Source organism: Acrocarpospora pleiomorpha (assembly GCF_009687885.1).
Taxonomy (GTDB): Bacteria; Actinomycetota; Actinomycetes; order Streptosporangiales; family Streptosporangiaceae; genus Acrocarpospora; species Acrocarpospora pleiomorpha.
In genome coordinates this window covers 1-15562 of sequence record NZ_BLAF01000039.1, presented here as the reverse complement: position 1 = coordinate 15562, position 15562 = coordinate 1, and the positions used below count along the sequence as shown (strand labels likewise).

Genomic DNA, 15562 nt, shown 5'->3' with positions numbered 1-15562 from the left:
ACGGCTTAGCCGACTGTTCCCCGCGCGGCAGGGGAGAGGTTCTCTCCGCGCAACCACGCTGCGACCACCCGCGCGATCCGCAGCCCCGACTTCCCGTCCCACAACACCGGCAACTCCTCGCTCGGCGTCGAAGCCCCGTCGACCAGGGCCTGAGCGGCGGCGGCCGGCAGCTGCGCCGGAGTCACCAGGCGGTTCGTGCCGTGCGTCACCGTGATCGGCCGCTCGGTGTTGGGCCGGATGGTCAGGCAGGGCACGCCCAGCATGGTCGTCTCCTCCTGTACTCCGCCGGAGTCGGTCAGCACCAGCGCCGCGCCGCGCACCAGCGACAGGAAGTCCACATACCCGAGCGGCTCGACGATCTTCAGGGCGGGCCCGTCCACCAGACCGGCCTCCGCCAGCCGCTGCCGTCCGCGCGGGTGCAGCGGCACGATCACCGGCACGTGTTCCGCGACCCCGAGCACCGCGTCCACGAGTTCCTTGGCGGAGGCGGGATCGTCCACGTTCGCGGGCCGGTGCAACGTTCCCACCGCATAGCGGCCGGATAGCCCGAGCCGTTCCTGTACGGGCGCGGGGTCCAGCTTCGGCAGCGCCGAGAAGAGGCTGTCGATCATCGGATTCCCGACCAGATGCACCTTCGACGGGGAAACGCCCTCATGCGCCAGGTGCGACAGAGCGTCCGGCGAGGTGCAGAACAGGATGTCGGCCAGCGCGTCGGTGACGATCCGGTTGACCTCCTCCGGCATGCTCCGGTCGAAGGAGCGCAGCCCGGCCTCCACGTGCGCGGTCGGGATGCCGAGCTTGGCGCAGACCAGGATCGCGGCCAGCGTGGAGTTCACGTCGCCGTAGACGATCACCAGGCCGGGCTGCTCGCGGAGCATGACCTCTTCGAGACCGGTCAGCAGCGTCGCGGTCTGCTGCGCGTGCGTTCCGGAGCCGACGGCCAGGTTGGCGAGCGGCTCGGGCAGGTTCAGGTCGACGAAGAACACGTCGGACATCAGCGCGTCGTAGTGCTGGCCGGTGTGGATCAGACCCTGCCGTACCCCCAGCTCGGCCAGACCGGATATGACCGGTGCGGCCTTGACGAAGTTGGGCCGAGCGCCCAGAACATGCAGGACGAGGGTGTCATTTAGCTGCGAATCCCTCAATGACCTTGCCTTTCTTCTGGGACTGGGGCAAACGTTGCCTATGGTACGGTCACGCCGTGGTAAGCGAGGCCAACAAGCCAACGAAGGTGTCCGCCAAGAAGGCGAAGGCCGGTGTGGGTGGACTTCTGCGGGGATTCGTGAAGAATCCCGTGATCGTGTCGCGAATCGTGGTGGGCAAGGTCAAGTCGGATCCCATGCGGGTCGCCCAAGCCGCCGCGGACGCCATGCCGGCCCGGATGCGGCCCCTCGTGGGCCGGATCGCCTGGCCGGTCGCCCGGTATGCCCGGGTCACGATCCGGAAGATCGTTCGCCGGATGGCCGACGGACCGCTCGAAGCGGCCAAGGTCCACTGGGAGGGCGGGCGGATCACCAAGGCCATCGAGGTGCTGCAGCCGCACACCCGGTGGCCGTTCATCCGCCGCAGGATCGCCTACTACGAGGGCGAGCTGGCCGCGATCGGCAGCGATCCCATTCCGCCCAAGGCCAAGGTGATCATGGGCGAGCGGGTGCCGGGGCGGGTGCTGCACATCGTGACCAACGCCTTGCCGTACACGCAGGCGGGGTACACGGTGCGAACCCACCGGATCGTCACCGCGCAGCTGGCGGCGGGGCTCGATCCGCATGTCGTGACCAGCTGGGGCTGGCCGATGTTGCAAGGCCACACCGACGCGACGCCGTACGACGAGATCGACGGGATCCCCTACCGGCGGCTGCTGCCCAGCGGCGAGGTGCCGAACGAGAGCCGGGGCCGCATGATCCGCGGCGCCGCGGACGTGACCGAGCTGGTCCGGCAGCTGCGCCCGCAGGTGCTGCACGCGGCCACCGACCACCGCAACGGTTCGGTCGCGCTCGCCGTGCGCGAGCGCACGAACACCCCGTTCGTCTACGAAGTGCGCGGCTTCCTCGAGGAGACCTGGACCTCCAGGGACCCCAGACGCATCGGCAGCGAGCGGCACCTGCTCCAGAAGGAGCGCGAGGCGCACATCATGCGCTCCGCCGACGCCGTGGTCACGCTGGCCGAGACCATGGTCACCGAGATCCTCGACCGCGGCGTGCCCCGCGAGCGGATCTACCTGGCCCCGAACGCGGTGGACGACAGCCTGCTCACCGCCTCCTACGACGGCCAGGCCCTGCGCCACGAGTACGGCATCCGCGACGACGAGATCGTGGTCGGCTCGGTGTCCAGCATCGTCGGGTACGAGGGTTTCGCCACCCTGCTGAGCGCGGCCGCGCTGCTGAAGGCCCAGGGCACGCCCGTCCGGGTCCTGATCGTCGGCGACGGCGCTGAACGGCCCGCGCTGCTCCAGCAGGTGGACAAGCTCGGCATCGGCGACATATCCCTGCTACCCGGGCGAGTCGGGCCTGAGGAAGCACTCCAGGCTCAGGCGGCCATCGACATCTTCGTCTGCCCGCGCGACGATCTTCGCGTCACCCGGCTGGTCACCCCGCTGAAGCCGGTCGAAGCGATGGCACTGGGCAAACCGGTCGTGCTCAGCGACCTTCCCGCGCTGTCCGAATTGGTGGGCTCCGACGGTGCGGGCCTGCTGGTGAAGCCGGAGAGCCCCGAAGAGCTGGCCAAAGCCCTCGCCGAACTGCGGGACGACCCGGACCGGCGGCGCAGAATGGGCGAAGCCGGTCGCGCAGAAGTTGCCGCAAAACGGACGTGGAGCAGCCTCGCAAAGACCTATCGTGACATTTACGAATCGATCGCCAGCAAGTGAGTTCCACCGAAGAGGCCGGATCTGGTGCATCAGGCATCCTTGGTGCCGAGTTGAGATAGCCTTTGCGACCATGAAGTGTTGTTCCCGCTCCCAGGCCTCATCGTGACCCGCTTCGATCTCACGATCATCGGATTGGGCTACGTAGGCATGCCGCTGGCCAAGGAGGCCACCGCGGCCGGCTTGACCGTGGCCGGGCTCGACGTGGACCCCCGCAAGGTGGACGCGCTCAACGCGGGCAGGTCGTACATCGACGACCTGACGGACGCCGACCTCGACGGCATGATCGGCAGCGGCTTCACGGCCACGCTGGACCCGTCGGTGCTGTCGGAGTCGGCCACGATCGTGATCTGCGTGCCGACGCCGCTGGATGAGGACCACCGCCCGGACCTCTCCGCCGTCGAAGGAGCCACCGCCACCGTCGCCGCCCACCTGCGGTCCGGCACGCTGGTGGTGCTCGAGTCGACCACCTGGCCGGGCACGACCGACGAGGTGGCGCGCCCGATCCTCGAGAAGTCGGGTCTGGTGGCTGGGGCCGACTTCCACCTGGCGTTCTCGCCGGAGCGGATCGACCCGGGCAACACCAAGTACGGGCTGCGGAACACCCCCAAGGTCGTCGGCGGGTTCACGCCCGCCTGCCGGGAGCGGGCCGAGGCCTTCTACTCGCAGTTCATCGAGCGGGTCGTGCCGGTCAGCGGCACCCGCGAGGCCGAGATGGCCAAGCTGCTGGAGAACACCTACAGGCACGTCAACATCGCGCTCGTGAACGAGATGGCGATCTTCTGCGACGAGCTCGGGGTGGACCTCTGGGAGTCCATCGAGGCGGCGGCCACCAAGCCGTTCGGGTTCCAGAAGTTCCTGCCTGGGCCGGGCGTCGGCGGGCACTGCATTCCGGTGGATCCGTCGTATCTGTCGTATACGGTGCGCAAGCTCGGGTACCCGTTCCGGTTCGTGGAGCTGGCGCAGGAGATCAACGAGCGCATGCCGTCGTATGTGGTGGCGCGGGTGCAGCGGCTGCTGAACCGGCATCGTAAGCCGGTCAACGGGTCGAAGGTGCTGCTGCTCGGCGTGACGTACAAACCGGATATCGCCGATGAGCGGGAGACGCCCGCGATCCCGGTCGCGGAGGCGCTGCTCGATCTCGGCGCGGATCTGTCGTTCTGCGATCCGCATGTGCGCGAATGGTCGGTGGAGGGCACCCCGGTGGCCCGGAAGGACGATCTCGCCACCGCTATCGCGGAGGCGGACGTGACCGTGCTGCTGCAGCAGCACTCCGCGTTCGATCTGGAACTGATCGAGCGGCAGGGCGTCCTGGTGCTCGACACTCGTGGCGTGCTCGCCACGAGCGAACGCGTCGAGCGGCTGTAGGGAGGCCTGGCGCGTGCACGTGCTCGTCATGACGGTGGTGCATCACCCCGAGGACGCCCGGATCCTGCACCGGCAGATCCGGGCCCTTGTCGACGCCGGTCATGAGGTCACGTACGCGGCGCCGTACACAGCGCGCGGAGTCGTTCCCCGGTCCTGGGTGACCGGCGTGGACCTGCCGCGAGCCGCGGAGCGGCGGCGGGTGACCGCGGTGCGGGCGGCCAGGCAGCTGTTCAAGAGCATGCGCGGAAAGGTCGATCTGGCCTTAGTGCACGACCCGGAGCTGCTGTTCGCGGTGGCCGGGGTGCGCAACCGGCCGCCGGTCGTCTGGGACGTGCACGAGGACACCCCGGCGACCCTGTCGCTGAAACCGTGGCTGCCCGCGTTCCTGCGCCCCCCGACCCGCTTCCTGGCCCGCCTGCTCGAAGGTACGGCGGAGCGCCACCTGCACCTGCTGCTGGCCGAGACCGCCTACGCGGGCCGGTTCCGGCAGGCGCACCTGGTGGTGCCGAACGAGACCTGGGTGCCGGACAATGTCAGCGCGCCCGGCGACGACCGGGTCGTCTACCTGGGCTGGCTCTCGGAGGCGCGCGGCGTCCGGGAGGCGGTCGAGGTCGCGCGGCTGCTGCGGCCGCATCGGGTGGCGGTCGAGCTGATCGGATACGCCGACCCGCAGACCCGTCCGGTGCTGGCCGGCGCCGTCGAGGAGGGCCTGCTGGAATGGCGGGACTTCATGCCGAACGACGAGGCGCTGAAGCGGCTGGACGGGGCGCTGGCCGGGCTTTCGCTGCTGCATGACGAGCCGAACTACCGGCACTCCATGCCCACGAAGATCGTGGAGTACATGGCACACGGCATACCGGTGATAACGACACCCTCGCCCCGGGCCGTCGAGCTCGTGGAGCGTTACCAGAGCGGCATGGTCGTGCCCTGGCAGGATCCGCAGGCGGTCGCCAAGGCGGTGCTGTCGCTGCGGGACAACACCGAGGAACGACGGGGAGCGGGCGCGCGCGGATACGCCGCCGCCCGGGCCAATCATCACTGGCCGAACTCGGCCCGTCGGTTCGTCGCCCAGCTAGAAGCGTGGGCAGGCGTCAGGCGTTAGTGTCCTAAAAAGCCGAATATGTCAGGGGTGACGGTTTGCGTTGGCTGGCTCTGATCTTGGGCGTCGCGATTCTCGGCGGTGTCGCGTCCGTCGTGGTCGCGCTCAACGAGCCGGAACCTCGCGCCTCGAACGTGGGCAACAGCGCGCCCTCCTCGCCAAAGCCGAGCGAGTCGGTGAAGGAGAACGAATTCACCGATCCGTGTGGAACGTTCGACACGAATGTGACGACGCCGTATTCGATTACGGGGTACTGGATTCTCCCCACGACGGATCGGTGTAACTGGCGGCGGCAGCTGGAGGCCATCCACCATTTGGGCGGCGACACCGTGGTCCGGATCGGGTTCGGGCTCTCGCCGCGGCAGGTCAGCGCCGAGGGGTGGATTCTCGACCAGGTCACCGCTGAGGGCAAGGATCCGCTGGCGGACAAGCGGTATGCGTTCTGCGTTGAAAACAGCGTGCCTTGCGCGAAGGCGGCTGAAAACGACCTGAAGGCGGCGAATCCGGAAAATCGCATCAGCTGGAACTTCACTTATCGCACGGATGAGCAGTATGGGGACGGGGTGTTCCGGTGCCCGTCGATGGAACGCAAGATCGTGATCGGGGACAAGGTCTTCTACCGCCTGCTCGCGTCCGAGGATGGATCTGACGACGCGACCTGCGACTTTACGTCCAAGGGCAAGGCTTACCATCTGATTCTGGTGTCCGCGGGGGCGACCGACAGCCTGACCGAGCTGCTCGATCTGGGCGATCGGTTCGGGATCAAGGTCTTCCCGGCCCTGCCGCTGGCGCCGCGTGATCCGACCGGGACGACGAGGGCGAATCCCCGGCATGTCGGTACGCTCACGACTTTGACCCGGCGAATTCTCCAGGATTACGGCGACCGGCACGCCGGGCGGGAGTCGCTTGGGGGGGTCTACCAGCCGTTTGAGTTACAAATCCGGGATTGGGCTGAGCCGGAGAACGTGCCGACGCTCCAGGTGTACGCGGAGCAGCATCGGATCGTGGAGCAGGAATTGCCGGGGAAGCCGATCCTGGTGAGTCCGTATCTGGACGCGCGGCGGCGGGTGGGGTACACCTCGACGCCGAAGCAGGTGAAGAATGGGTTCAAGGCGCTGGCCAGGACCGGGGTGGGGATCATCGCGCCGCAGGACGGCCGGGGGACGGGCAAGGGCGGATTATTCTGGCCCAACTGGAAGAACCAGCCGGTCGATGAGCGGTTGAAGCCGGTGGTGGGGGAAAGCACGTACAACACCGCTTACTACGGGGGAACGCGCGAGTACTACCGGGAGATGTCGGAGGCTCGTAAGGAGCTTCTGGGGGAGGGCGTCGAGGTCCAGCTGTGGGCCAACGTCGAGTCGTTCGAACCGTCGGCCACGGAGCGGTGTGGGACGCAGGGGTCCCGGGGGCGTACGGACAAGCCTCGGATGGACACGGCGGTGACGCTCGTGGGGCCGTACGTGTCGAAGATCATTTCGTATATGTGGACGGATTTTTATACCTGTGGGTCTCCGTCGCTCTCTGAGGAGATTGCCCGGGACTGGGATCGGCCGGTGGCGATCCAGGCGGTGCGGGAAGAGCGACAGATCCAGGATGGTCTGGAAATTCGGGGCTACCACATGCAGGACACCAAGGTCACGTTGAGCTGGTCCGGTTTGGAGACCCCGCGCGTGGTCGACGCGGCCACCGTCGGCTGGTTCGACGGCAGCCCGATGGCGGATCTGCCCAGCACGGTCGGGCGCGTCTGGATCCCCGTGGACTGGGAGTCGGTGCCCAAGGACACGTGGGTCCGCGTCGAGGTCACCTCCGCCGACGGACGCAAGGCGGCCGAGCCTGTTTACTACCGCCACGAGTGATCCATTCAGCGTGTAACGTGCCTGACATGGTCCCGCGTATTCCCGTCAGCGTGGATCTCGTTGTGCTCACCGTGCGGTTTCAGCAGCTGAGTGCCCTGGTGTGGCGGCGGGATCGTGCGCCATATAACGACTTGTGGGCGTTGTCGGGTGGGTTCATTCAGCTGGAGGAGGACCTGCCCGCGGCGGCCGCCCGAGTGCTGGCTGAGCGGGCCGGGTTGCCTGGGGCTCCGGTGCATCTGGAGCAGCTCAAGACGTATGGGTATCCGGATCGGGATCCTCGGCAGCGTGTGGTGAGTGTGGCGTATCTGGGGTTGGCTCCGGATTTGCCGGCTTCGACTGAGGCGCATATGAGCTGGCAGGCGGTGTCGTCGTTGACGGCGATGGCGTTCGATCATCGGCGGATCGTGCTGGATGGGATCGAGCGGGCTCGGGCCAAGCTGGAGTACACCTCGTTGGGGGCGGCGTTCTGCCCGGAGGAGTTCACGGTGGCGGAACTGCGGCGGGTGTATGAGATCGTGTGGGGGCGGCAGCTTGATCCTCGTAACTTCCATCGGAAGGTGACGAAGACCGAGGGGTTCCTGATCCCGACGGGGCGGACGACGACGCGGGATGGGGGGCGTCCGGCCATGCTCTACCGGCGCGGACCTGCGGTGTTGTTGCATCCGCCGATGTTGCGGGTGTGACGTCCGTGCCCGAATGAGGCGGAATGTGATTTCCCAGGGTTTTCTCAGGATATATTCGCCCCTGTGCTGATCTCTGCGCCTCCGGCTGGGTCTCCGTCGGCGTCTCCGTCCTCGGCGGCCATCGCGGAAACCGTTGAACCCCCGGTTCGCCAGCGGCTGCGTGTGCTTGATCTGCTGCGGTTTGTCGCGGCGCTTGGGGTGGTTCTGTTTCACTTCGTGGAGACGCGGGCGTGGGGGACTCCCAACGCGTTTCCGGGGTTGAGCGCGGTCAGCGTCTTCGGGGCGTACGGCGTGCGGTTGTTCTTCATGATCAGCGGGTTTGTAATCCTGATGAGTGCGTGGGGGCGGACCACGGGGGAGTTCGCGGCTTCGCGGATTGCGCGGTTGTATCCGGCGTACTGGGCGAGTGTGATCGTGCTGGGGGCGCTCGCGCTGGCGGGGTGGATCACTGATCATCGGCCGACGTTGTCGGAGCTGCTGGCTAATCTGACCATGCTTCAGCATGGGATGAAGATTCGTGATCTTGAGATCGTGTACTGGACGCTCTGGCAGGAGCTTGTCTTCTACGTGATGATCGGGTGTTTCGCGGCGGTTGGGATCACTTATCGGCGTTGCTTGGGGTTCATGGCCGGGTGGGTGTTTCTGCTGCTGGTGGGGGAGCGGCTGGATATCAGCGTGCTCAAGGTGGTGTTGGTGCAGTTCAGCGCGCCGTACTTCATTGGGGGGATGGCGCTGTTCCTGATCTACCGGTTTGGTGGGTCGTTGCTGCCTTGGCTGTTCGTGGGGGTGGCGTGGACCATCGGGCTGATTCAGGCGCTGGGGGAGCGTCCGCCGGCGGTGGTCAGGTTCGGGGAGGCGCTGGGGTCGGCGCTGGTCGTCGGGGTGATCTCCCTGATCTTCCTGGTGATGATCCTGGTGGCCATGGGGAAGCTGGAGGGGTTGGACTGGAAGTGGTTCACGGTGCTGGGAGCGTTGACGTATCCGCTGTACCTGTTCCATCACCATGTCGGGTTTCTGTTGATCCAGTGGTTGCATCCGGTTCTGGGGAATCGGGTGACGTTGCCGCTGGTGGTGGGGGTTGTGCTCGGGGTGGCGTGGCTGGTCTATCGGCTGGTGGAGGTGCCGTTGCAGCCGCGGCTGAAGTCAGCGCTGGCCCGCTCACTTCGGGCCGACGCCTAGTCGCTTCGTCTGAGCGTTGTTGCCACTCGTTGAAAACGGACAGTTCTGTTCTCTGAAATTCCCAGGTAGGCGACCCGCCGGAGAACGATCCTCCGCTGAAGGGGCACGTCATCAGGGAGCGGGCGCACCAACTCGATTTGCTCCGGCGATGGCAGGATTGGTTCGACCTCCGGCTCGCTCAGTCGAACCAGAAGTACTTCCAGTGCGGCACCGCCGAATCGTGCACCTCGTACCAGCCCTGGTTCGCCTTGAGCTGCTCCGGCGACCAGAGCAGGATCCAGCTGTCGTGACTGGCCATGATCTGCTCATCGAGCCGGTTATACATCACGATTTCCCGCGTGCCGAAATTGTCGATGAGGAATCTCGGCTGCTCGAAATACAGGTTGTAGGCCGAGCCGGTCAGCGCGTAGTGATACTCGCCGACCCCGATGACGGGCAATTTGTAGTCCTGATGAAGCGCCAGCAACGACGCCGGATAACTCCCGAACCGCGCCTTGTGCTCCTCAATCTCGTCGATCAGCTGTCCGTTGCCCGCGATCACCCGGCTCCTGCTGAACTCCGCCATCGGCACGGCCAGCACCACCTGCGCCACCACCAGCACCACCGGCAGCACCACGAGATACAGGGGTACCCGTACCCCGTTCAGCCTCGTTCTCCACAACGCCAGGACGATCCCCCACCCGGCGAGCACCACCACCCCGAGCGAGACACCCACTGATTCCGTTGCGGCCAGCGCCCCCGCCAGCACCACCAGCGACCCCATGATCATCCCTGCTAGCGCAAATCCGCGCCCCGCCTTCCCCCTCACTTCTTGAATCAGCCACGGCACCCCCACCGGCAGGAGGAGCAGCCCGGCCAAGCCGAAGACCTGCACCATGAGCGATAATGGCAGCGCCATCGCGTCATACGCGCCAGGCAGGTACGGTCGCACCATCACAAACACCAACACCGCCACCAAGCCGACCATCAGGGCCGCATGGCGGGCTATTCCGGCCACTTTCAGGGGCATGGCGGCAGAATAGCCGTCGGATACGCACAAGCCGTGCAGGGAATGCGCAAACAATGCGCAGATAACTCCGATCTTGCGAATTATCCCAGGCCTACGGCCGGCAACAGCGGAGTGACCGCTTCAACCTGTCTGTCTCCGTCTTGGGCTCCAGCTGCTGGATCGTCACCGCGGCCGTCCAGAGCCAGCAGGGTGCCGGAGGCCAGCCGGTCCCGCACGACGGGCAGCCGGGCCAGCTGGGTCGCCAGCCGAATCAGACGGAGGCGCCCGCCCCCGTCATCCCCGCCGGGGCGCGCAACCAGGTACCGGTCCGTGGGCGCCGCTGCCGGCACTCCTGGCCTCACCGGCCGCATGGACCCGTCCCACCCGCGCGGCGATCGCCGAGCTCAGCGACCTGGCAAACGCTGACCAATCTGCCCGCCCTGCGGAAGATCGGCTACACCGCCAACCGGCGCCCGCTGGGCGTCCAACGACTCAGTCACGACCCGATCCCCGGAGCCTGCGCCCTGCAACGCCACCTGCGACCCGATCATCCACCCCAACGGCACCCGCGTCGCCGGACTACGCCTCACCGACCCACACGCCCAAACCCTCCTGCACATCCTGCTCGTATTCCGGCGCGACCCCGGGTTCGCCAACCAGGACCTGCGCGACCTGCTCACCGAACTCCTCGGCAAACCAGTGGACGGGCCTGGATCGATCAGCCCCGGTCAGGCCACCTACGACCTGCGGCGGCTCCGCGAACACGGCCTCATCCAGAGCGTCCCGCACACCCACCGCTACCAGGTCACCGAGACCGGCCTGCGTCACGCGATGTTCCTGACCCGCATCCACGACCGGCTCCTGCTCATCGGACTCGCCGAACTCAACACTCCGGGCCCTGGCCGCACTACGCAAAGCCGACCGGGCCTACCAAGCCGCCATCGACCTCATCCGACACGCGGGAATCGCAGCATTACCCAGGCAACTATCGAACACGACCCAGAATCCAAGATCAGAAAACTTGATCCGATCTTCCCGGCTTCGCCGCTTCTAGCTTCTAGTTCTCAGCAGTGAGGCACCACCACAAACGGGCAAACCCGCAGGTCGGACCGGGTAGTAGCAGGTCAAACAGGACCCGACCGGCCATCCCTGAACAGCTTGTCTGCATGGGTGGGAGATCACACCGATCGAAGGCCGGGCCGAAGCCACGGTGCCGTCATTTCGCGTGAGTGACCACGGCGCTGTCGGGGCGGGCGGAGCCCGAGGGGAATCAAAAGGGCTGGGTGGGTGGGAGAATCACTTCTTTTTGGGCCAGACCTCGCCAGGGGCTAGCTTGCGGTCACCGAGCAGGGTTGAGATGGTCACGAACTTGTAGCCGCGCTTCTTGAGGGTCTTCAGGACGGCGGGCATCGCCTTGACGGTCTCGGGGACGATGTCGTGCAGAAGGATCACGCCGTTGCGCTTGGCCAGTTTGAGGGTCCGGGCGGTGATGATCTTCTGGTTTCTGGCCTGCCAGTCGAGGGTGGAGCCGGTCCACATGATCTGCGGCAGGCCGAGTTCGGCCATCCGCGCGCCGACTCGGGCGTTGGTGGCTCCGGACGGCGGGCGCATCATGGTCGGCCACAGACCGATGGTCTCGTGGATCACATCCTGGGTGCTGGTGATCTCAGCGACGATCTCCTCGTCCGAGAGCGTGGTCAGGCTGGGGTGATCCCACGTGTGGTTCCCGACCTCGTGCCCATCCTTGACCATGCGCTGCATCATCTCGGGACGGCTGGCGACCTTCCGGCCGAGCACAAAAAATGTCGCCTTGGCTTGATACTTCTTGAGGGTGTCCAGCAGCGCGGGGGTGTACGGCCAAGGGCCGTCGTCAAAGGTCAGCGCGATGCACTTGTATCGCTCGCAGTATGGCTTGGCCACCTGGGCGGTCGCCGGCGGCATGAGCAGGCCCGCAACGCATAAGGCGCAGATCGCGGCAATCGCGACCCGGGAAAATCGTGCAATCTTCGCATTTCGGACGCGGTTGGTCCTGTCCCGAGCGCTGCTCATAATCCTTGCGACTCTCGTGATCCTTGCGACCTTCGTGAGCCCGGCAACTCGGGCAACATCGGCAACTCTGACATTTCTGGCGATCAACCGCATGGTGCCGCATCTTAACGTTCGTCACCGTATGCGGTCGCATTGGCGATCTTTTCGGGATTTCCTTGCGTCTAATGACGTGGTGCGATTGGATCCGTACCGCTCTTGTTCGTGTCCGCGCGTCCCCACTGCTGATGGCTGGGAGAGACGGTGGAGTTTCGAGTACTGGGCCCCGTCGAGGTGTTGGACGGGGCGCGCAGCCTGCAGTTGGGGGGCCCGAAACCGCGCACGTTACTGGCCGCTCTCCTGCTGGAATCCGGGCGAGTCGTCTCGGTGGACCGGCTCATCGACATCCTGTGGCCGCTGTCGCCTCCAGGCAGCGCGCCCGCGCTCATCCAGACGTACGTATCAGCGTTGCGCAAGGAGTTGCTCGCCGCCGGTCGGGGCGAGGTGATCGAGACGCGGGCACCGGGTTATGTCGTCCGTACGCGGCCTGGAGAACTGGATTCTGAGCAGTTTGAGGCACTTGTCGCGGAGGGGCGGCGTCGGGCGGCTGCGGGGGATCTGGAGGGCGCCAGCGGCTCGTTCGTGGCGGCGCTCGGATTGTGGCGCGGGGAGGCTCTTGGGGGCCTTGGGGAAGCGTTGCGGACCGAGGCCACCCGCCTGGAGGAGATGCGCCTCTCGGCCATCGAGGAGCGAATCACCACCGATCTGGCCAGGAACGCCGAATCCGAGATCGTGGCCGAACTCCGCTCACTGGTCGGCGAACACCCCACCCGCGAACGACTACGCGGCCAACTGATGATCGCCCTCTACCGCCTCGGCATGCAGGCCGAAGCCCTGACCATCTTCCAACGCGGCCGCGATCTCCTCGTCGAAGAACTCGGCATCGAACCCGGCCCAGAACTCCGCGCCATCCACGAGGCTGTCCTCCGCGCCGACGACACCACCCTCGGCTGGACCAGCATCTCCCGCCCGGACTCGACATCCCGAACCGGCACCTCCGACCAACGACTTCGACTGCGGGACCCCCACCTCAGATTGCCCAACCCACGACATGAGGTTCAGGACCTCGGGTTCGGTGGGCCGGACTCCCGGGCCGGCCGGGCGGAGCATCCGGACGGTCGGTATTCGGGATCGGGGGAAGAGCGGGTGGAGGGGACGCGGCGGAGTGGACCCGTGTTGGCTCAGTTGCCGCCTGAGCCGCCGGACTTTACGGGGCGGCGGCATGAGGTGGAGATGCTGGCTGAGTTGCTGGTGCCGCGGGTGGGGGTTCCGGTGGCGGTGGTTTCGGGGCAGGGCGGGAGCGGGAAGTCCGCGCTTGCCGGGCATGTCGGGCATCGGTTGGCGCGGGAGTTTTCCGATGGGCAGATCCATGTGGAATTGCGCGGGATGACGGATGCTCCGGCCGCGCCGGAGGAGGTGCTCGGGCGGCTGTTGCGTGAGCTGGGGGCCGATCCCGTCAACCTGCCGGCGGGACAGGAGGAGCGGGCCGCGCGTTATCGCTCATTGCTGGCCGGGCGGCGGGTGCTGATCGTGTTGGACGACGCGGCGGACGAGCGGCAGGTTCGGCCGCTGCTGCCGGGGACTCCCGGTCCGGCTGTGCTGATCACTTCGCGGAACCGGCTGGCCGGGTTGGCGGGGGCGGCGTTCACCGAGCTTGCCGTACTCAGTCCGGATGAGGGTGTGGAGTTGCTCACCAGGATTGTCGGCCAGGACAGGGTCGGAAAGCAGGAGGAAGCCGCGCGGCGGATTGTCGCGCTCTGCGGGCATTTGCCGCTGGCGATCAGGATCGCGGGCGCCAAGCTCACCTCTCGCCGGGCCTGGTCGCTGGATCTGATGGCGGACCGCCTCACCAGCGAGTTGCGCCGCCTGGACGAGCTGGCCGTCGGCGACCAGGAGGTCCGGGCTGGGATCGAGCTCAGCTACCGCGCCCTGCCGGGTCCAGCCCGGCGCGGGCTGCGACTGCTCGGCTTGCTCGGGCTTCCGGGCTTCTGTGCGGCCACCGTGGGAGCGCTGCTCGGCCTTCCGCGCGATGAGGCGGAAGACCTCATCGAGGGCTTGGTGGACGCCCAGCTCGTGGAACACACCGGCACTGACGGCCTCGGCGACCTGCGCTATCGCATCCACGATCTGGTACGGATCTTCGCCCGCGAACGCGCCGAATCCGAGGACGAGCCGCAGGACCGGGTAGCCGCCGTGGAAGGTGTGCTCGGCCGGTGGCTGTGGTTGATCCAGCAGATCACGCTGGCCGCGCCGTCGGGGTCGATCCACCTCCGGGAGGCGTACCCACACGCCATCGAAGTCGAGCCGGCGCTCGCCGAATCCGTGCTGGCCGACCCGCGGGCCTGGTTCGAAGCCGAGCAGGACAGCCTGGTCGTCGGTGTCGAGGTGGCCGCCGCGATGGACCTGGACGAGTTGGCCGGGGAGCTCGCCTCCGCCCTGTGCGGGTCGGTTTTCGTGGTTCACAACCGACTGCAGGCGTGGACCCGCACTCACGATGCCGCCCTCGCCGCCGCCCGCCGGGCAGGGAACAAACACGGCGAAGCCCGCCTGCTGGCCGAACTCGGCGAGCTCAAGTTCGCCCAGGATCGTTTCGCCGAGGCCCGCGAATGCCTGATCCAGGCCCTGGCCATGTTCCGCGAGGTCGGGGACGCCCAAGGCGAGACCTCCGCGCTGGCCTCCCTGGGCGCGTCCTGCCGCGAGCAGGGCAGATTCGCCGAAGCGCTCGAACACCTCGACGCGGCCAGGATCACCGCCCGCGCGATGGGCGAGGAGGCCGCGATCGGCCAGGTCACCCGGCTCCGCGGCTCGGTACGGCTGGAGCTCGGCGACTACTCCCTCGCCCAGGAGGACCTGGCTGAGTCCCTGACCGCCTACCGGAACGCGGGCAGCCGTCGCGGCGAAGCGTTGACCTTGCGCAGCCTGTCCCTGGTTCACCGCGCGATGGGCGAACTCGCCCTGGCCGAAGATCTCGCCGCCCAATCGTTGGCCATCTTCCGCGAGGTCGGCGATGAACTCCTCGAGGCTTTCGGCGTCCAGGCCTGGGCCAAATCCCGCCTCCGCCAGGGCAAGTACGACGGCCTGCTCACCCAACTGGAGAACGCCCTGGCCGTCTCCCGCCGCTCCGCCGACCGCTTCGGCACCGCCCTCACCCTGCGCACCCTCGGCGAACTCCACCTGGCCGAAGCCCGCTACGACCACGCCGCCACCTGCTTCGACGAATCCATCCACCTCTGGGACGAACTCGACCTCCCCCTTTTCCGCGCCCGCACCCTCCGCGACGTCTCCCACCTCCACACCCGCCTGGGCGACCCCACCACCGCCCACGCCACCCTGCAATCCGCCCTCCAAATCTTCGACCGGTACGGCTCCCGCGAATACAACGAACTCACCGAAGCCCCTGACTGAACGAAAGCCCGAGCACTTTCGCGGACTGGTGATTGC

General features: G+C 67.0%; 11 protein-coding genes. 7 read left to right on the top strand and 4 right to left on the bottom strand.

Features of this window, described 5'->3' with window-relative positions; genetic code table 11:
- Positions 1-5: 5 nt before the first annotated feature.
- Positions 6-1145, bottom strand: a complete 1140-nt coding sequence (wecB, locus tag Aple_RS29980; protein ID WP_155348070.1) for a non-hydrolyzing UDP-N-acetylglucosamine 2-epimerase — start codon at positions 1143-1145, stop codon at positions 6-8.
- A gap of 56 nt (positions 1146-1201) precedes the next feature.
- Between wecB and Aple_RS29975 the strand changes: the two genes are divergently transcribed.
- From Aple_RS29975 to Aple_RS29950, 6 genes are all read left to right on the top strand, one after another.
- The gene (locus Aple_RS29975) at positions 1202-2866 is read left to right on the top strand and encodes a glycosyltransferase family 4 protein (RefSeq protein WP_246264872.1); all 1665 of its coding nucleotides are present in this window, start codon (positions 1202-1204) and stop codon (positions 2864-2866) included.
- 78 nt (positions 2867-2944) lie between these two features.
- On the top strand, positions 2945-4231 hold the full coding sequence (locus Aple_RS29970) for a nucleotide sugar dehydrogenase (protein WP_373869652.1): 1287 nt from the start codon (positions 2945-2947) through the stop codon (positions 4229-4231).
- A gap of 13 nt (positions 4232-4244) precedes the next feature.
- On the top strand, positions 4245-5333 hold the full coding sequence (locus Aple_RS29965; RefSeq protein WP_174889893.1) for a glycosyltransferase: 1089 nt from the start codon (positions 4245-4247) through the stop codon (positions 5331-5333).
- A 35-nt stretch (positions 5334-5368) separates the two neighbouring features.
- Entirely contained in the window at positions 5369-7186 is a 1818-nt protein-coding gene (locus Aple_RS29960; RefSeq protein WP_155348068.1) for a DUF4434 domain-containing protein, read from the top strand.
- Between the two features lie 26 nt (positions 7187-7212).
- Positions 7213-7869, top strand: coding sequence for an NUDIX hydrolase (locus tag Aple_RS29955; protein WP_155348067.1), 657 nt, complete (start codon positions 7213-7215; stop codon positions 7867-7869).
- Between the two features lie 162 nt (positions 7870-8031).
- Positions 8032-9048: an acyltransferase family protein gene (locus Aple_RS29950; protein WP_170321734.1), complete on the top strand. Its 1017-nt coding sequence runs from the start codon at positions 8032-8034 to the stop codon at positions 9046-9048.
- Between the two features lie 178 nt (positions 9049-9226).
- On the opposite strand, the gene Aple_RS29945 is transcribed toward Aple_RS29950, so the two are convergent.
- From Aple_RS29945 to Aple_RS29935, 3 genes are all read right to left on the bottom strand, one after another.
- A complete protein-coding gene (locus Aple_RS29945; RefSeq protein ID WP_155348065.1) occupies positions 9227-10057 on the bottom strand; it encodes a hypothetical protein in 831 nt (276 codons plus the stop codon).
- 558 nt (positions 10058-10615) lie between these two features.
- The gene (locus tag Aple_RS29940; protein WP_155348064.1) at positions 10616-10888 is read right to left on the bottom strand and encodes a hypothetical protein; all 273 of its coding nucleotides are present in this window, start codon (positions 10886-10888) and stop codon (positions 10616-10618) included.
- Positions 10889-11332: 444 nt separating this feature from the next.
- Positions 11333-11977, bottom strand: coding sequence for a polysaccharide deacetylase family protein (locus tag Aple_RS29935; RefSeq protein WP_218038565.1), 645 nt, complete (start codon positions 11975-11977; stop codon positions 11333-11335).
- A 348-nt stretch (positions 11978-12325) separates the two neighbouring features.
- Between Aple_RS29935 and Aple_RS29930 the strand changes: the two genes are divergently transcribed.
- The gene (locus Aple_RS29930; protein ID WP_155348062.1) at positions 12326-15526 is read left to right on the top strand and encodes an AfsR/SARP family transcriptional regulator; all 3201 of its coding nucleotides are present in this window, start codon (positions 12326-12328) and stop codon (positions 15524-15526) included.
- Positions 15527-15562: the final 36 nt, after the last annotated feature.

Bases quoted from the DNA above. Each gene is read 5' to 3' on its own strand.
- Aple_RS29955 (WP_155348067.1), top strand. From the start codon at position 7,213: ATGGTCCCGCGTATTCCCGTCAGCGTGGATCTCGTTGTGCTCACCGTG.
- Aple_RS29945 (WP_155348065.1), bottom strand. From the start codon at position 10,057: ATGCCCCTGAAAGTGGCCGGAATAGCCCGCCATGCGGCCCTGATGGTC.
- Aple_RS29935 (WP_218038565.1), bottom strand. From the start codon at position 11,977: ATGCCGCCGGCGACCGCCCAGGTGGCCAAGCCATACTGCGAGCGATAC.